Origin of the sequence: uncultured Polaribacter sp. (genome assembly GCF_947495205.1) — a bacterium.
In the GTDB taxonomy this organism is placed as follows: Bacteria; Bacteroidota; Bacteroidia; order Flavobacteriales; family Flavobacteriaceae; genus Polaribacter.
On the sequence record NZ_CANLXV010000013.1, the window covers coordinates 32,798 to 53,461 of the forward strand.

The window sequence follows — 20,664 nt, forward strand, 5'->3', positions numbered from 1 at the left end:
TTTTTGTATTTCCTTTTTTTATCTAAAAAAACATCAACTTAAAATAAGTTGATGTTTTTTTGTATTGAAATCTTTTTAAAAGCTTAGAAACCTGATCCTAGTGATTCTGGACTTTGCGCTTGTGCTTTTTGCGGGTTTAAAATCATATAGGTACCTAATGCTGTTAATGCAGCATATTTACCGTAATTTCCAATTTTTTTTATAGCTTCTTTACGCGTAATATCCTTTTCTACTTTTTGCGTTTCTTTTATATTTTTATTCATAATATGTTCTGTTTTGTAAGGTTATTATTATTCTAAAACTATTTTCTTATTAAGATTACCAGTTTCTGTTTCTAACTGAACAACATATAATCCTTTTGCTAGTCTAGGTAATTTAATTTCATTAATGTTTTCACCAATAAAATTAGATCGCATTACCTCTTTCCCTAACACATTATATAGTTTTACACTAACCGCTCCTTTTTGTAAACCTACAATTCTTAAGGTAGAAGCGTTAGAAGTATAAATACCTACACTACTTAATAATTCTGAATCTAAACTTAATACCGCTTTATTAGAAACATGTAAAAAGAAACGACCGTCTGTAGTTTGTGATTTAACAGTTGTTGTGTATTTAGAATCAGTTTCATCTAATCTATTAAAAGTATTATTAGATCTATCTTCCAAAAAGACTTTGTAACCAGCTGCTACATTTAATGCGTTTGCTGTAAAAGTAATTTCTGCATCAGTAGTGGCAGTTACTCCTACAGGAATCACCATATTTTCTAACCCATCATTTGGTAATGCTTGTCTTAAAAAAGAAACCCCTTTATTATCTGATACTAATTGAGTGTAAATATTTAAACTAGATGCCTCTACTCCTGAAAATGTTCCCACATCAAAACTTGGATCTAAGCCTGTTGTTTTATTCTCTAAAAAGTTAATTGCTGTTGTTGCAATTTTTTCTCCTTCTGCTACAAATAATTCAATTGATGCCGTTGGATTTTTAAAAAATGTTACATTATTTCTATCGCTTAGCATGGCTTTAGTAATTGTAAAGTTGTCTGCTGTAGAGTTTGCGGCATTTACAAAAAATCCTTGTGCAGGATGAATATAATCTGTACCCGATAATGCTTCATAACCTGCACCACCAACTTTATCATTATTCCAAACGTATACTGCTTGATGACTCATTGTTAAATTAGCGGAATTTGCAGAAACCAAATCACTTGCTAAAATGTAAGCAGTATATGGATTACCTACTAAATTCCATCTATTTTCAGTTGCAGCTCCCATATTACCAACACTAATAGTACCTATAAAATCATCTGTTTTTAAAGTACCTGGAAACCTTACCTGACCTGTGGTTGGAGACTTTCTTTTGACAGCATAACCTTGACCTGTTGTAAAAGTTTTTGCAGTGTTATCTGTACTTTGCAAATAAGACCAATCTCCATCTGCATCTACAGTATTATCATAAGTACCAATACCCACATTAGTAGCAACTACTTGACCTGCATCATCTATATTATAAGTAGTAATCCAATCTGTTCCACTAGCAGAAATATACTCCAATCCCTCTGTTGGACTAGAAAGTAAATGCCAGTTTGTATCATTAATATTAAATCTAGGACTTACTTCTCCAAAAGATTTACCTGAAACAATTAAAGAACTACCAGAAGAAATGGTTAAAACTGCGTCTGGCTCTACTACTAAATTATTAGCAACACCACCTGTTAAGGTTCCTGGTAATTCAGGATCGTTTGGCTGATCATCTGGAATATATACATTATCTGTTACTGTTGGTACAGTACCTTTACTCCAATTACCAGCATCTGTCCATCTCTTAACATTTGTACCTCCTGTACCTAACCAATAATTTGTATTAGGATTTGCAGTTTGTAATTCGAAGAAAAACTCACCACGATTATCTCCATTTATACCTGCATTTTGATTAAAATTAGTACCACCACTATCTGTAATTAATGTACCTACATAAACAGTGCCTGCGGCTGTTAGCGCAGTAGAAATTAAACGATACGTATTATTTGCTTTTTTTTGAATTATAAATCCTCTTTCATTCTCATCTGAATTAGCTGCTGCTGTACCTCTTAATCTAGCTCTAGTACCACCAGTGGCTGTAGTATTACTAAATTCAATAAAATTAGTAGTATTAACTGTAGATTGAAAGTAATATTCAGCATACTGGTCACCATTAAATTCAAATGAATCACCAGATCTAATGACACGCCATTCTTGACTTAAAACATTTTGGGTTGTTCCAGGGACGGTTGTTGCGCCTAAAGGCGTTAAACGCATAACTTTTCCATTATCATTATTTTCATTTCCACTTACAACGTTGGAAAGATAGAGACTAGAACCACTTCGTTCATTTCTAATTCTATACGTTCCCTCTCCTAAAAACTGTTGAGCTGTAGCTTGTAAAACGGTTAAGCTAAAAAATAAAAAGGCGTACCTTTTCAAAGTAATTTTTTTCATAATTGTTCTGAGTTTTAACTAAAAATCATTAGAGGCTTGGGTTGATTATCAGTTTTGTTTAATTGAAAATTTAGACAATTTTAACCGTTATTTACAAAATCAGTATCCTGTACTGTTATGGCTTAATGGATAATAATATAAACTTTTTAGTTAATTTTGAATAGTTTTTCAAATTCATATATTCAAAATTAACCTTAAAATATACTAAATATACTTTAAAAGTTTAAGTGAGAAAAAACTCTTTTTACCAATAAACTCGGGCGTTTAAAAGTTTGTTTAATTATTTTAAACTAATAAAACTAATTTATCTTTTATAGAAGCTAGGATAAATAAATCCTCTTTTTTTTCAGTTGGAAGGTTCCCAAAAAAATTAGCACTTTTTTAATTATTTTAGTTTTAAACTGACTTGTGCATTCATCAATTTTGCTTTTGAAGTCTTTTTTAAAGGATGTAGAATAGCTCTGTTCACTAATTTTATTTGGTACTAAGTTTACTTACGAAATACTTATTTTTGTATTGTTCGTTTCTTTAGCAACTCCATCGGCACCAAAAAAAGCTGGTGTTAATTTTTTTTTTTGAACTTTTTGTAAAAGTTACCTCTAACCAACAATTGAGAAGTGGATTCTTCTTACTAATTTCATTAGCACCCTTCTCTTAAAAATTTGAAACAACACTATAACAATTTCTAAGTTTGCTTTAAATTTTTTACTTCTTTTTGTGATGTTTAGGCATAAAAAAACACCATGAATAAAATAAGACGTATTTGTCTTAAATTTTTATTCATGGTGTACTATTTTAAGTATACGTATTCTATTCTATAAAGATTCGTTTTATAAAAGTATTGTTATTTTCTGAATTTAAACGTAAGATATATATCCCTTTAGCCTTGTTCGAAAAATCTATACTATTTTTATCTACAACACCTTGCTGTAATACTCTACCTTGTAAACTTATTAATTGATAATTTACACTTTTTTCAGCTGTATTAATAGTAATAATTCCGTTGCTTGGGTTTGGATATACGTTAATTGCGTTTTTATTAAAACTAGCTGTACTTAACACGGCATTTGAAAAAATTTCTATTCTATCTGGCTCACTAGATAGAGACCTTTTTTGTGTAAGTCTAATTCTATTTTCTCCCTGATTTAAAGTTACATTTTCAATTCTATTTTCGCCATAAATATTCCAATCTCCTGTTTTAGCAATAGGAAAATTATTAAACAATTGGCCATTAATTAGCACATCCATCGCAGAGTCTTCTCTATTTCTAACGGCTACAAATAAGACAATATCATAATCTCCAGCTTCTGTAATATTAAATTGATATTCTAAAAACTGGTTACTCGCAAAAGCATCTATATATTTTCCATTTGAAGCTACATCATTTGTACCAATATTAATATCATTTGAACCTGTTGTAAACTCTTCTGCTTCTATAAGTAATAAAGGTGTTTCTTCTTCTGGTTTTATTTCTTGTCCTAAATTAAATTCTTGAAAATATAAAGGACGTGTGTCTCCACTACCAGGCACATTATTACGTGTATCTTCCATAAGATATACGTACAATTTATTATTTTCTACAAAAGCATCAAAATGCCCATATCTTCTAGACTCTTCTCCTGTATATATAATTGACCAATTATTTTGCCCCTCTAAAGTAGTTTTAATAGTTACACTACCATTTATAAGTTCTACCATAAACACATGGTTTTTATAACTATAAACCTCTCCTCTAACCTCAGGATTTGGAATTAAACCACCTACATTCATAGAAAAATTAGCATCTGTAGCATTCTTATAATAATGTACGTTTCTATTATCTACTCTTTGCACAAAATGAATTGCTCCATTTTCTGTAACTGTAAAAGCTGGATCGGATGATGATCTTGGAAGTGTAGCTGTACCAAAATCATTTCCTGGTTGCGCAATTTGAACAGGGTCTTGTGATTGATTTATATTATTTTTAATTGGTAGAGAAATAGGATTATCATTAACATCAAACCATTGTGTAGATTGATTTCTTGGAATACCATTTGTATAGGCATAATACAAACCGCTGTTTAATGAAAAACCGTTACTTGTAGTTGCATCATTGTTTGTTGAATAACGTATAGAAAATCCTGCATAAAATTTACCGTTTATAAAACGCTCTCCACCATAAAGACTATTTCTATTAGGAAGTGGCAAACTACCATCTTGAAACAACCAGTTATTAGACCAAGATGTACCATTATAATGCGCCATTAAAATATCTCCATTTCCAGAACCGCCTCTTCTATATCTTGCTATTAAACTACCATCTTTTGCCCTATGAATCATTGGATACGTCATGCGCTCATAATTCTGACCAGATTTAAGTTCGGTTTGTTTCGGTTTAAAAATATCTAATTTAAAATCTTCGTCTGGCACAAAAGCCTTTTCTTTTTCAGATACAGAGTAATTAAAAAATACCGTTGGTAAAGAACTTCTTCTATAGGCATGTAAATCGTAGATAATATGAATGGTATTGTCTATAGTACTAATGCCAATTGCTGCAGTATTATGAGAATCTCCTCTAATTCCTGTTCCTTTAAACAGTTCTCCTCCTTGACCTACATGTTGATGTGGAAATTCTATAGTTACCCAAGGTGAATTTTCTACATTTAAATTCTTTCTGGATAACATTAAGTTTCGGTTGTTCAAACCACCTTTATACCAGGTAACAAAAGCATAACCGTTAACTACGTCTACACAATCTCCATGTGGAGAAATTCTTTGGCTAAATCTATAATTTACATTTCTTTCTCCTGCAAAAAACAAAGCCCCTTCATTTTGATTTGTAACACTAGTAGCACTATTTAATGTTGCTGTTAATATTTGCTGCGCTGTAACTGTGTTTATAAAACTTACAACAAAAATGTAAAATATTATTTTTTTCATGATGATAAGAATAATTTGTTCGAATAAAATCTCTGATTTATGTTAATATATAAAACAAAAAAAAGGTAGTGATTACTACCTCTTTTTTGTCGATTATAATTTCATATGATTACAAAATTTAAAAAGAATTTATTTTTAATTGAATGGTATGTTTACCTGGTGTTAATCTTACAATTTTAAATGCAGATGGTACACTTTTTCCATTATGGATAAATTCTTTTCCTTCTGAACCATTTAAAGAAAATTCTGCAACCATATTTCCTGGAATTTCAATTTCATAAGTCTGTAATCTTTTTCCGTTATAGGTATATTTTGCTTTAATAGTTCCTCTTACTGTAGGTACTTCTATTTCGCTATTTTTTAAATTACTCATTTGAGGTTTAATCGTAGCAATACCAAAACCTGGTGTTTTAGGTTTTATACCCCATAAACCTCTAGGAATTACGTTTGCTGGCACTGCACCCCATGCATGATTCCAATCTAGGTTGTTTTTATATTTATTATCCCAAGCCTCTAAAGTAATCGTTGACCCAATTTTAATCATGTTGTACCAACTTCTGTCTGAAGTATCTGTTAATAAATCTAAAGCATAATCCTCTTCGCCTGCATTATACAAACCGTCCATTAAAAATTGGGCTCCATAAACGCTACAAGCCAAACCTCTAGACTTAACGTAATTTACTACAGATTCATAATGTTCTTCTGGAACTAAACCAAAAGCTAAAGGCATCATATTTGCGTGTAGAGAAGCGTGATCTGTACCAATACCATCAACATAAACACCTCTTTCTTTATCAAACATTTGTTCGTTTACGGCTTTTTTAGCTTTTACAGCTCTGTATTCAAAATCTAAAGCCTCTTGGGTTTTTCCTAAGATTTTTGCAAACTCTGCCATAATTTTCATGTTTTCATAGAAAAATGAATTGATTACGGTACTGTAAGGTTTAAATACAAAACCATCACGTTCGCCTTTTGTTTTACTTCTGTTAAAGTTTTTACCTGGCCAATCTACGATGTCTGTTAATGGCTTTTTGTATCCATCAGGAAAGCCTAATTTTCTCATAAATTCTTTATCTACCTTGGTTGAAGTAATTAATCCATCTTCGTTAGATAATTCAAATAAAGATTTGTGTTTTAACGGCTCGTAATAACGCTCTACTAATTCTGTATTACCAGTATACATGTAATCCGCATAAATTAATAATGGTACATGTTGTTGCCATTCTGTTGGCCATGTAGGGTTTTTCATAAAATACTCAATAGTTCTTCTTGCCATAGCAAATTCTCTATCTGTTGTATAATGACTTAACTGATTTAAATATGCGTCTGCTTCGTAAGGAATACGTTCTCTGTCTCCATCTACATACAAACCATTAAAGGTAGTGGCTTTGATTGAGTATTTACATAAATCCCAAACTTGGTCTAAAATGTTGTTATTACTTTTAAAGCTACTCGCTTCCTCATCCCAATAGGTATGAAAAGCCAATTGTGTAAAGTCCTCTGCTTTCAACTCTCCTTCAAAACCTTCTATTTCTGCATATCTGTAAGGAACTAATGGAGGAAAACCATCTGGTAAAGCAATCGCTTTGTTAGGTCTGGTATTTCGTTCGTCTGTTTGAACTTTAATCTGATACTGGGTTTTACCAGGTTTTACATCAACCTTAATTTCTTGATATCTTATGTTACTTACTTTTGGTGGTGTTCTGTTTACACTACCATCTTTGTTTACCATTTCTCCAACTCTTACAGTTACTGTGTGAGGAGTTGTTGCTTTGTAGTTGAAGTTTAGTGTTGCAAAAGCTGCTTTGCCAAAATCCATCACATATAAATCGCCTAACTTTTGGAATTTCTTTGGTTGAACATATGTGGTTACAAATTTATTTTCTGTTGAAATGATATAGCTATCACTTTTACCTGTTGTAAATTTTTGTGGTTCAGCATAATCTACCAATCTGTTAGCTTCGTCCCAAATTCTAACTTTCCAGAAATACGTTTTACCTACTTCTAACTCTTTTCCTCCATATTCCACATCTGTAGATTTTGAAGACGCTACTCTTTTGCTATCCCAAACATCACCATTATTTGCATCTATACTTGCTTTGTTTGATGCTACTAAAATTTGATATGCACCTTGGTATTTTGCACCTAAAGGAACTGTCCACCCAAACTCTGGTTTTAAGTCAAAAACTTTAACTTCTGTGCTTGGTTCTCTAATTAACTCAACTGTTAAATCTGTTGGAGCAGCTCTAAAATGGTTTCCGTTCTTTTTGATTAATTCTTCTGTTTTAGCTCTTAAGTTTGCTAGAACTTTTCTGTATTTTCTTTTACCAACTAAATTTTTAATTTCTTGTGGATCTTTTTCTAAATTGTAAAGCTCTTCTATAGTTTTGTCATTTACATATCTAAAATATTTCCATTTTTTTGTACGTACACCTTCACTTGGCGGAATGTTATCAAAATCCCAAATGTGTTCGATTAAAATGGTATCTCTTTCGATAGATTGTTTCTCTTTTCTAACAATTGGCATTAAACTTTTACCTTGCCAAGATTCTGGTGCTTTTACACCTGCTAAATCTGCAATGGTTTGCGTAACATCAATATTTAACACCATATCATCTATATCTTGATGCGTGTTTTCTCTTGGATCAAAAACAATTAAAGGTACTCTAACTGAGTTATCGTACATTAACCATTTTCCTGCAAATTGACGTTCACCTAAGAAATACCCATTATCTCCCATTACAATGATAACCGTATTTTTATCTTGTCCTTTTTCTTTTAGTTTTGCACGTATTTTTTTGATTTCTAAGTCAATTCCAGAAATCATTCTATAATATCCTTTTAAACTGTGTTGGTATTTTTCTGGAGTATCATATCTCCATGTCCAACGTAATCTGTTAAACCCATCTCTTACAATTTTTGGCTGTGCTAAAAAATATTTATCATCTGCCAATTCTGGCTCAGGCATTGTAGTACCTTCTAACATAGCATCTAAAGGTTCTTGCCAAAAATATTGTTTTGGAGCACCATCGTGTGCGTGTGGTGCACTAAAACTTAATGATAAACAAAAAGGCTCTTTATTATCTGCATTTTTATCAATAAAATCTAAAGCTTTTTGACCAGTATATCTTGTTAAGTGAACAATTTCGCCATTTAATTTTTTATAATAGTATCCTCTTCTATCCTTAAATCTATTATTTCTATCGTAAGATTCATACTCATCAAATTGCTTATCTAAATGGTTATATCTTGTCCCATATTTTCCATAAAAACCAGTGTAATATCCATTATCTTTTAATAATCTTGGATAAGATTCATCCATATATTCATCTCTAACATTACCAGTTTGAAAGTTGAAATTATGCGATCTTTCATACAATCCTGTTAAAATACTGGTTCTACTAGCTGCACAAATTGGTGTGGTAACAATTGCTGTTTTAAAATAAGTACCTTTTTTTGCTAAATCGTCCATTTCTGGCGTTTCCACAAATTTATTCCCTGCATAACCAATGGCATCAAAACGTTGATCATCTGTTAAAATAAAGATGATATTTGGTTTTTCTGAAGTTGCTTGACTCTGAGCATTTACCGCACAATAAGCACATATTAGTATAAATAAAAAACTGTTTTTAAACATAAGTGATTCCTTAATTGTTATCTAAATTTTATTTTGCGTTACACAAAAATTTCATAAGGTTAAAAATATAATTACAAGGTTGGATTAGCATCCTGTCCTGTCCTGAAAAAGTATTCCCAATTATCTGTTCTAAATGCAGAAATTGGCTAACATAAATTGATTTATAAATTACTTTTGAAACATGCTTTAAAACCATTGCTAACTAAAGTAAAATTAGTACCTCTTGTTATTCTAAAAAATACTCCAATATTTTTCATGCAACTCTTTTTAAATTAAAGAAAATATAACCCATAAAAAACCCATTACTATTTAAAATAGTAATGGGTTATAAACTTACCAAATATAAGTGTAGTTTTTATTTTTGTACTGCAATTAAATAGGTTTCTATTTCTTGTAATTACTCTTGTAACTCTAAAACAAATTCCTCAAACTTAACGTCTCTATTTCTAATTACTAAGGTATCTCTAACCGTATGTAATAAATCAACTGTGGTTTGAGAAACCAAAGATCCGAAAGATGTTACTGACACAACTTCAACATCTCTATATTGATATTCTAAGTAAATTGCATTTCGTCTTTCTCCACCCCATTCATCTCCATCTTCTACCCATCTTCCAGTACCTGTTACTACAAGTGGTTCTCCTTCTGCACTAGAAACTGTAATGTCTCCGTTATCGCTAAAATCTAATTCTAAAGCCACTTCTGAATTACTTGCAATTGCACCTCTTCTAACACGATTAAAAACAGTAGCACTATTTCTTCCACTAGTTACTACAGGTGCTAACTCATCTTGTACAACAAATTCTGCACGATAAACTGATGTAGTATCAATGCTACTAGTTACTGGTTGACCAGAGAAGTCATCAAAAGTAGATGTTCCTACTACATTATCTTCTCCACGGCGTAAATAAACTCCGCTATATTTGTTCATGAATTTAACACCAAAAAGTGTATAATCTTTAGGAGCAGGATTCCAATCTGCATCTTTAATTCTAATAGGGTTATCAACAATAGGAATTCCAGTTAAAAGAGAATCTAAATTTTGAATTTGTGTGATTTTTAATGGAATTACATAATGTACTTCTCCAAAAGGAGCAAAAGATAAAGGATCATCAAAAAAAGCATCATTCAATTGAATAGAAACTCTACCATCTATAGAACCCGCAGGAATAACTATTGGACTTTCTCCTATAGTATAATAAGATTCTGGTAATGCTTGTACGTTTACAGAATCAACTCCAATAGCCATTGCATCTATTAATTCTGGTGCAAGTTCAAAACTAACACGTCTGTCCTCTTTGTTTTCAATAACACCAGACATTACCACGCCAATTTCAAAACGACCTTCATTATCATTGTCATTAAATCCTAGATCAAAATCTCCTTGTAATATTGTTCTTACAGGTGTCTGAAAAGGAAAAAACACAGACTCTGAACCAAAATCATCAGAGACAAAAACTTGATTCTCGCAAGACATAAAACCAAGTACTATTGCAAATATTACTATTAATTTAATTTTCATTTCTTTGTTTTTTATTATAAATATTTCTTTGGTTCAATTACCAACCACTGTTTTGTTCGATTGCTGGAAATTTAAAAACCTCATCATTTGGTATTGGCAAATAATTAGCGTGTGCTGGGTAATTTCTTGCCTCAACTGAAGGAATTTCTATATAACTATTTCCATCGAAAAAATTTCCTCTTATCGTTTCATTTAATGGCGCTTGCCATCTTCTTAAATCCCAAAATCTATGACCTTCAAAACTTAATTCTAAACGTCTTTCATTTCTAATAAGTTGACGCATATCTTCTCGACTTGTAATTGAGTTTAAATATTCTGAAGGATTTGAAATCTCCGCTCTTACTCGTATTGCTTCAATAACTTGTTTTGCAGTTATACCATTTGCTGCTGGCGTATCTGGACCTAATAATTCATTCGCTGCTTCTGCAAAGATTAAAAACAATTCTGTGTATCTAAAATAAACATCAAAATGTCTTTGATCTACGGTTGTATTATCATTATTAATTCTAACATCTGGTCTTAATAACTTTTTTAAGTAATACCCAGTTGTTGTTGATCTTTCTGGGATAGAATCAAGTCTATCTATACCCCCACCAAAACCAGTGTTTATCGTTCCTCCTCCAAAAGAAGATGCATTAACTACCACAAACTTCTGTAATCTTGGATCTCTATTTGAGAAAGGATTTTGAGGATCATAAGCCATTGACTCCTCTATTGGAGTACCATCTGCCATTGGAAAAGCATCTACAAAATTTTGTGAAGGATTAATTTCTCCTCTACCATTTACAGAAGGTGGAAACATTCTTGCTTCAATAGAAGAATTAGGACCTTCAATATTTCCTCTAAAAATTGCTTCACTAACATTGCTTTCTGAAAGATAAAACTCCAAACCATTTGGGTTTAAACCTCCTAAACCACCGTTCAATTCTAAAACTTCAATTGCATTATCTAAAGCAGTTTGATACAAAGCTTGATCATTTAAATAAGCAGGACTTGCTGCAAATAAAGCAACTCTTGCTTTTAATGCTTTTACAATTCTACCTGTAATTCGTAAATTATAACGAGAACCGTTAGCTACATCATATTGTAAGAATCTATCTCCAGTAAAGTCTGCGTAGATAGGGTCTAAATTACTTTCACTTAAACCATAATCTGTTGGTAATAAAGTTAAAGCTTCATCAAAATCGTTTAAGATGGCATCTACAGTTTCTCTAAACGGTAATCTTGGTGTATTAAAGTCCCCATCAGATGCTATAAACTCTGTAAAATATGGAACACCCAATAACTCCCCAGAAGTACCTACACCTGCATGGGCTTGTAGCACATAAAAGTGATGTAAAGCTCTTAAAGCAAGTGCCTCTCCTTTTAATCTTTTGTTAAACAAATCACTAATTACTTCGTCTCTGTTCCAAACAATTTCACCAGCATTTACAATTTCTAAAAATCTGTTTAAAAAGAAAACGTTTTGGTAATTATTCCAACGTGAAGTAGGATTAAATTGTGCATTTAACTCTCCAAGTGCCATACGTTTAAAACCATTATTCAACTGATTATTAACAGCATCATCTGTTGCTGCCTCAGTAAAAGAATATTGATCTACTAAACGAGAGTAACCCTGTAAAAGTAAACCTTCTGCAGATTCTGGATCACCACTTACATACTCAAAATCTAGCCTATTTTCATCAATAGGTTCGAAGAAGTTTTCACAAGCCACTAAGCAAGTAAAAAACAACGTAGCTAACAAATATTTTGTATAATTTTTCATTCTATTTATCTATATTTTCTATTTGTATTAAAATGATATTCTCGCTCCAAATGTGTACGCTTTCGTCTGAGGAATTCCTCCAATATTTAATTGACGAATTTCTCTGTTTTTAGAGATTTCTAAAATATTGTTTCCTTGAAAGTTTAAACTAAAATCTTTTGCTCCTATAGATTTACAAACATTATCTGCAAATTCATAAGTTAATTGAATACGGTTAAGTCTAAAGAAACTATTGTCGTACAACCAAAACGTTGAATTTCTAAAGTTATTTTGGTTGGCTACAGAAGACAATCTTGGAAACGTAGCTGTATTAGCAGTTTCTGGTGTCCAACGCCCTAAAACAACCTCAGAATATTTATCGTTACCATCTACTCTAAAGTAGTTATTTGATCTATTTGCAACAGCTCCGTTTTGTGCAGTTCCTAATAAAAATAAATTGAAATTTTTATACTTCATATTTAAATTTAAACCGTAAGTCCAAGGACTACTTCCCTGCCCTATTGCTACTTGATCATCATTATCAATAATATTATCATCGTTCTGATCTCTATATTTTATATCACCTGGTTGTACAGCACCAAAATTAGGTACAGGAAGGTCACTATTTAAAATAAAATTACCTTCTACATCTTGTGTAAAGTCGGCTGCTGAATAGAACCCTTGATCTTCCAAACCAAATATTGTAGATAATTCTGTACCCACTCTATTTTGATAATCAAACTCATTAATCTCAGATCTCTTTAATGCCTCTGTTTGACTGTATAAAACATTTGCTCCAACTGCTATAGAAAAATCTTTAAAAGATTTATTGAAATTTGCACCCAATTCAAAACCTGTAAACAAATTACTATTAAAGTTATCTCTAGGTCTAAATGTATTGTAGAAAGAAGGATATTCAGCATTTAAGAATCCTAATTGCTTATCTAACTCAGATCTAAAGTAATTAAAATCTAAGAAAAGAGAATTCATAACTAGTGCTTCAAAACCAAAATTCAAATCAATTCTATCTTCGTAAGTTGTATTAGGATTTGCTCCTTGTGTAATATTTTGTCTTCTGTTAGAACTACGGTCATCATCCCATGTAAAAGTAGATCCTCTTGTAAAATTCTCTTGGTACAAAAAGTATCCATCAATACCAGCATCAGATTTTATAATACCACCTGTAGCTTTTACTTTTAAATAGTTGATGAATTTATTATCCTTTAAAAATGGCTCTTCACTTAAAATGTAAGCAAGACCTACAGTTGGTGAGAAACCACCTCTATTACCTTCTGGTAATTTAATAGAATGCACGTAAGCACCACTAAAATCTGCAAAAAATTTCTTCTTAAAGTCATAAGTTGCTTGAAAACCTATATGCGCATCTTTGTCTGTTTGTAAAACATTATTACTTTTTTGAGTGTTGTAATATGCTAATAATGTAGAATTAATAGAATGGTTTTGTGCGAATGTTTTTTTGTAATTTAATAAACCATAAAAAGCCAATCTCGAAACAAAATCATTTGTACTAACTCGTTCTATCTGATCTCTTTCATTTACACCAAACTCAGTTAATCCTACGATCTTATCGTTTTCCCATTCTGGTTCGTATACAATATAATCATTTTGTACAAATTCTCTGAAAGAATCGAAAAAGTCGAAACTTAGGTACGTCTTTGCAGTTAAACCTTCTGCAATCATTGATAAATCAAAGTTAATTGTATTATTAAACTGTGTTACACGGAATATATTTTCTTGAGTACCACCAGCAATTGCTTCAGCAACTGGAGTATTATTTTGAAATTGTTGTGTACCCCCTAATAAGAAACCATCAAAAGATTGTGCAGCACCTAGAATATCAATTAGATTAGAACCTGGTCTTGCATTAACATCAAGCAAGCTTATTGGTAATAAAGGAGCATAATCATTTGGTCTAAATGAAGTACCTGCATTTAATAAACTAGAAAATGCACTTTTATTTGAATCTAAAATAGCAATACCATCAAGGCTACTTGTAATCCAATCATTTACTCTAAAATCTATATTACCTCTAACATTAAAACGGTTTCTTCCTTTATTCGCATCTGGACTAATATTTTCCCAAGATTCTTCTCTGTTCCAACCGGCGTTAACATAATATTGAGATTTTTCATTACCTCCAGAAAATTCAGTAATAACGTTAAACGTATTAATTAAAGGTTTTACAAATTCTTTAGAATAGAAATCTACATCTGGATACTGGAAAGGGTTGTTACCACTTCTTGTGTTTGCAATAAGATCATCTGAAAATTGAGCTGGTTGACCATCATTATCTAAAGCCTCATTAAACAATTCCATATAATCTGCAGAACCTAAATAATTTGGAAGTTCTAAAGGTGTACGGAATCCAGTAATCACATTTACATTAAATTCTTTTTGATTTACTTTACCACGTTTGGTATTAATTACAATAACACCATTTCTTCCTTGGCTCCCATATAAAGCTACGGCATTTGCATCTCTTAAAACGGTAATTTGTTCTACCTCCTCCATATTTAAGAAGTTAGGATTACGTCCAAAAACACCATCAATAACAAAAATAGCATTACCTAAACCTCTAACATTTGAAGAACCTCTTACCCCTAACATTAATCCATTAATGTAATTTCTAACAAATTGTGTATTGTCAAAAGTAAGTCTGTCTGCTGGTCTGATACTAGAAACAGCTCCAATAATTTCACGTCTGTTTTTTGTAGTTACGCCCATCTTAATTTCATCATCTTCAGATGCTAAAAACACAGACTTTTTTAACGTAATCTTATCAGTAATATTCGCAAAAGATACTAATACTGAATCGAATCCCTTTTTTTGAATAACTAAAGAACCATTATCTGATAATGCAATCTTAAATTTACCATTTAAATTTGTAGAAGTTTGACTTCCCTTAGGACCAAAAACTGCTACGTTGTTTAAAGGCTTTCCTTGCTCATCTATCACAATAGAAGACACTTCCGTACCTTTTGATTGTGCTGTTAACATATTACTAGAACATAACATAGTAATACAAACTAAAGCAAATAACCTATATATTTTATTTATTTTCATTGTTTTCTCTTTAATATTTTTAGAAGAATTTTTTAAGCTTACCAACCCGGGTTTTGAGGGAAGCCTTCATAAAATTGAGTTTGATTTGCTTCAAATGGTAACCAATATTGTTTTGGGTATTCACAAACCCTAGTTGTTAATACACTTTCTCTAAAGAAAGTATAGCTTCTATCAAAATCTAAAGCTGTTTTAACCTTATACTTATCTAAATGCGCTACACCCCATCTTCTAATATCTACCCATCTATGTGCTTCTAAAGACAATTCAATTGCTCTTTGTCTTCTAATTTCATCCATAAACTTATTATTGTCGTTTACAATATCTTCATGAACATTTTGTACATTTACTCTTGCACGAATTTCATTAATAATTTGCTCTGCCGTCTTAGGATAAGATGCTGGAGCCGTTCTTGCACCTTGCGCCACATGCAAAGCCTCAGCATACATTAAATAAACATCTGTTACTCTCATGTGGTAACGTCTACCATTAAATTGGTTAAACAAACCATTTGAATTTGTACCAAGATCACCATTATCATCAATAGGTAAAAACTTTTTGTGTAAATAACCTGTAATTGATGAGTTATTTGACCTGTGACGACCTGGTCTACCAGCACCATTATCTGAAAAAAGTTGAAAATTACTAGAGGCATTAATTCTGTCTCCATCAACAATTATCCATTTGTAAAAACGTGGATCTCTATTGTCAAATGGTCTTAAAGGATTATAAGTAGGTTCTCCAAAAGCACCACTTAAATCTTCCTCTATAGATAAACCATTTGCCATACCAAAGTTATTCTGTATGTAGTTATGCGTGATATTGCTTACTGCACCACCACCTATACCATGTATAGATCTTGGTATACCCGTAACCATAAAACGTCTATTTTCTACAATATTACCTCCTGGTGAACCAAATACCATTTCTCTTGCTCCTGGAGAAATACCAGGCCACATGTTACCATTTGGCGTCTTCCAAAAAACAGCATCATAATTTTCTGCTGATGCAAAATCGTAAAATCCTTGATCTACCAGTTTTAAAAATTCAGCAAAAGCATCTGTTGCCATTTGTGCTAATTCAACATCGTATTGGTATGTGTTAATACCTGGTTGATTGTTAAAGAACATCAACGGACTTGCCGCCAATAACAAATTTTTACCTTGAAATGCATACGCTGTTCCCTTTGTAATTCTAGCTTGATTGTTTCCTACCGTTCTTTGACCGTAAGTTTCGTTATCCCAATTTAAAGGAAGTAACTCTATAGCTCTTTTGTAATCTTCGTTAACAGAAAGTGCTGCTTCTCTATATGTTTCTGGCCTTGGAATAGTAATTTCTCCAGAAAAAACTTCTTGAATATGAGGAAAACGTCCCCAGAATTTCATGATTTCATTGTGAAAAAACGCTCTAAAGAAATAAGCCTGACCTAAAATCACATCTCTTTCTGCTTGAGATAGGTTTACTAATAAATCTTCGTTTGCAATAACAAGATTTGCCTTACGAATACCATCCATACTTCCCCTCCAAACACGAGGTCTACCTCTAGCCGTTTGATGCGTTGTATTACCTAGGGTACCTCCAGTTCTTACATTTTTACCTAAATAACTTAAAGTGTTTCTAAACCAAAAATCTAAAGTACCATTGTCTATTTGACCACTTGCTTTCCATGCTTGAGGATGATAAGAATCATCACCAAACATATAATCTTGAAACGTATGACCTGCAGTACCATAATCTACTACTAAAGCGTACATTTCTTCTACGAAACCCTGTGTGTTCTCAAAATTTTCGAATACATCCTCCACAGAAACCTCTACTTCAGGTGCGATATCTAAATAATCCTCACAAGAGAATGTAAATAAGAACCCGAATGATATAACTACTATTTTTAAATATTTTTTCATTGTTCGTTATTTTTTAAAAATTTAAATTAAAACCTAAATTAAACCTTCTTAGTGTAGGATAATCTCCCCTAAAACTAGAATCCGCTGTTATATTTCCATTAAATTCTCTATCATCTGGTAAATCTGTCCATAATAACAAGTTTGTACCATTTGCAAAAAAGTTTAAAGAACTTACCCCAAGATTCTTACAGATTTTCTTTGGAATTTTGTAAGAAAGTGAAACGTTTCTTAATCTTACTAAAGAAGCGTCAAAGAAATTTTGTCTTCCATTAACAGATCCTTGTGGCAAATTAAAGTCTGGCTGCACATTTGTTGCAGTAGGATTGTCTTTAGTCCAATAATTTAAGTCTTGTGTAAAGAACACATCCGTTTGATTATTAAAAGTTCTACTTGCAAAGTTTCTATTTGTATTTTGCGTTCCAGTAACTTGTGCAGAAAGACTCAATCCTTTGTAACGCATACCTAAAGTTGCATTCCAAGATCTTTGTGGTCTATTTGGGAATCCAAACGGCACATTATCAAAATTACCATCGTAAGCACCACTTCCATCATAATCTATTAAATTGTAATAACCAATTCTAACTGATTCTTGTCCGTTTATTCTTGGCGTAGAACTGTACACATCATCCCAATTTGTAATTATTTCACCTGGAATACCAGATCTAGGTTGCCCAATTGTAAAACCTGCTGCTTTTTGATAATCTGGTCTCAAAGCAGGATCTTCTCTATTAATTACAACATCTTTTGCTTCCGTAAAAAAGAAATTACCAAATACATTTAAATCATTAGCAAAAGTATAATTTGCCTTTACTACAAGCTCGTAACCTCTTACTTCTGTTGCACCTAAATTAAAAGGTGGTGGCGCTGTACCAAACCATTCTGGTACTGCTCTTTGATTTTCTGGAATAAGTATGTTGTCTCTATTTTCTCCAAAATAATCAAATTCTAATGAAACTAAATTATTAAACAAACTAACTTCTGCAGCAATGTTATATTTTACGGCAGTCTCCCATTGAAGATTAGGATTACCTACTCTAGTTTCATTTAAAAACACATAAGAATCTCTACTACTATATTCATTTGGATTTAAGTAAGTTGTACCTCCTTGAGAAAAATTAGCTTGATATGCAAATCTACTTCCTCCTTGATCATCTCCAATTAAACCATAAGAACCTCTAAACTTTAACTTGTTTATCCATTCTACATCTTCCATGAAAGCTTCGTTAGAAACTGTCCACCCTGCACCAACTGCTGGAAAGAAATCAAATCTAAAACCTGGCCCGAATTTTTCAGAACCGTTATAAGCACCACTTACATCTAAGAAATATCTGCTATCATAATCATACGTTGCTCTTGCAACCCAATCTTCACGATGAATATCAAATTGCTGGTTACCTGTAGCAAACTCTCTACGTCTTACCAAAAATAAACCAGTAACATTATGAACATCTGCAAAGGTATTCACATAATTTAGAGAAAAATCATATAAAAAGTTACGATATCTACGCTGATTTCTTGAACCTTCATTACCATCTCGAATCTGAGCTGCACCTACAGTCCAAGGAAAAGGCACAAAAGCAAAATCGTTCACACCTTGTGGGCTTTCAAAAAATTCTACACCATTTGAATCAAAAATACGGTAGACCACATTTTCTTGTCCATCTCCTCCTGGATCATTTAAGCTCTGAAGACTTGTAGACCTGCTATCTACAGATACACGACTTTCAAATCTTAATCCTTTTGTTAGAAAATCTAAATTCTGCTTTAAAATAACATCTGTATTAATTTCAAACGTTGTGAATCTATTGTAACCTGTATTGGTTAAACTAACAATAGGATTTGTTAATCCAAAAAGATCTAATTCATCCCTTCCAAAAGTACCATCGTCATATACAGGTGTATATGCATTCGGAGCAATTTCATAAATACCATTGGTTACTACATTTAAGTTGGCTGGAGCCTCTCTTGTACCTAAATAACCACCCAAATTTACAGAAACCTCTGTAGTCTTAGAAATATTAAAATCTATATTAGTTCTATAATTAAATCTATCGTATTTAAATTCACTTGAATACCCCTTACCATTATCATATCTAGAACCATCAAATATATCGTCAACAGTTTGGTATGCTAAACTACCAAAATATTTCGCATTATCACCACCACCACGTACAGATAAATTTACTCTGTAATCTTGAGCAAAATCTTTTAAAGTTTCTTCTCTCCAATCAATATTAGGATACAAAGGATCATTTGGCACTAAATAACGTTCAGCAACACCTAAAGGGCGATAAGCATCCCAAGATCCTGGCACATATGGCAATTCTCTTAAAATTGCTGAATTTGCCTCTAAAATTGCATCATAAGAATCTAACTTTTGCGGTAACTTAGAAATTGTTTTTATAGCTGTATTAAAATTTAAAGATAACTGCGCTTTACCTTTTTTACCTCTTTTTGTAGTAATTAATATTACACCGTTTGCACCCTGAACACCAAAAACTGCTGTTGCAGAAGCATCTTTAAGAACTGAAACGTTTTCAATATCATTAAAATCTATATCTGTGATTGTTCTTGGCACACCATCTACAAGTATTAATGGTTGTCCACCACCATTCCAAGAAGCTTGACCACGAATAAAAATTTGCACATCTGATTGACCTGGTATACCACTACCCTGAATAGCAGTTACCCCTGGCAAGTTACCTTGTAAGGCTTCCTCTACATTAGTTATACCTCCTGCAGCGGTCTGTAAATCAGCACCTTTAATTTGGGTAATTGCACCAACCACACTTTCTTTCTTTTGTGTACCATAACCAACAATTACAATTTCCTCTAAACTTTCAGATTCTATCTTCATGCTAACGTTAATGGTAGTTTTACCATTAACAGGTACTTCAACAGTTTTATATCCTAAATAAGAGAATACTAAAATCTTTTGGCCAGCAGTTAAACTAATTGAGTATTTACCATCAAAATCTGTTGATGTTCCTCTAGTAGTTCCTTTTTGTATTACACTTACACCTGGTAAAGTTATACCATCAACATCTTTAACAATACCAGTAATTTTATCCTGGGCCTGTATATTAAAAGATATGAAACCCGAAAACAGGAGAAAAAGCCCTAGCTTTAAACCTAATAGTGGATTTCTTTTTTTTAAATTTTGTTTCATGTTTACAATAAATTATTTTTTGGATTAACTATTATGTTAAGAGTATCTTAAAAACATAACACAATATTACAAACAAGAGACTTTTCCTGTATCCTGTACTGTACTGAAAATATGTATTATTTTACCCTTTTTGTATATAAATTTAATTCATTTTGCTTTTGATTTGTTTTTTCAACTCAAAAACCTCCTCTAATTCAGTTCTTTAAGC

9 protein-coding genes are annotated in these 20,664 nt (G+C 32.0%); all 9 read right to left on the bottom strand.

What is annotated here, in order from left to right:
• Window positions 1-83: 83 nt before the first annotated feature.
• On the bottom strand, window positions 84-263 hold the full coding sequence (locus Q0762_RS12200) for a hypothetical protein (protein ID WP_298767184.1): 180 nt from the start codon (window positions 261-263) through the stop codon (window positions 84-86).
• 27 nt (window positions 264-290) lie between these two features.
• Window positions 291-2,480, bottom strand: a complete 2,190-nt coding sequence (locus Q0762_RS12205) for a T9SS type A sorting domain-containing protein (protein WP_298767185.1) — start codon at window positions 2,478-2,480, stop codon at window positions 291-293.
• An 810-nt stretch (window positions 2,481-3,290) separates the two neighbouring features.
• Window positions 3,291-5,399 carry a BNR-4 repeat-containing protein gene (locus tag Q0762_RS12210; RefSeq protein WP_298767186.1) on the bottom strand — a complete coding sequence of 703 codons (2,109 nt, stop codon included), beginning with the start codon at window positions 5,397-5,399 and terminating at the stop codon, window positions 3,291-3,293.
• 118 nt (window positions 5,400-5,517) lie between these two features.
• On the bottom strand, window positions 5,518-9,036 hold the full coding sequence (locus tag Q0762_RS12215; protein WP_298767187.1) for a family 78 glycoside hydrolase catalytic domain: 3,519 nt from the start codon (window positions 9,034-9,036) through the stop codon (window positions 5,518-5,520).
• Window positions 9,037-9,433: 397 nt separating this feature from the next.
• Window positions 9,434-10,558, bottom strand: coding sequence for a DUF5627 domain-containing protein (locus tag Q0762_RS12220; RefSeq protein ID WP_298767188.1), 1,125 nt, complete (start codon window positions 10,556-10,558; stop codon window positions 9,434-9,436).
• A gap of 37 nt (window positions 10,559-10,595) precedes the next feature.
• On the bottom strand, window positions 10,596-12,323 hold the full coding sequence (locus Q0762_RS12225; protein ID WP_298767189.1) for a RagB/SusD family nutrient uptake outer membrane protein: 1,728 nt from the start codon (window positions 12,321-12,323) through the stop codon (window positions 10,596-10,598).
• 27 nt (window positions 12,324-12,350) lie between these two features.
• Complete coding sequence (locus tag Q0762_RS12230) at window positions 12,351-15,386, bottom strand: SusC/RagA family TonB-linked outer membrane protein (RefSeq protein WP_298767190.1); 3,036 nt, start codon at window positions 15,384-15,386, stop codon at window positions 12,351-12,353.
• A gap of 38 nt (window positions 15,387-15,424) precedes the next feature.
• On the bottom strand, window positions 15,425-17,287 hold the full coding sequence (locus Q0762_RS12235) for a RagB/SusD family nutrient uptake outer membrane protein (RefSeq protein WP_298767191.1): 1,863 nt from the start codon (window positions 17,285-17,287) through the stop codon (window positions 15,425-15,427).
• Between the two features lie 13 nt (window positions 17,288-17,300).
• On the bottom strand, window positions 17,301-20,456 hold the full coding sequence (locus Q0762_RS12240; protein ID WP_298767192.1) for a TonB-dependent receptor: 3,156 nt from the start codon (window positions 20,454-20,456) through the stop codon (window positions 17,301-17,303).
• Window positions 20,457-20,664: the final 208 nt, after the last annotated feature.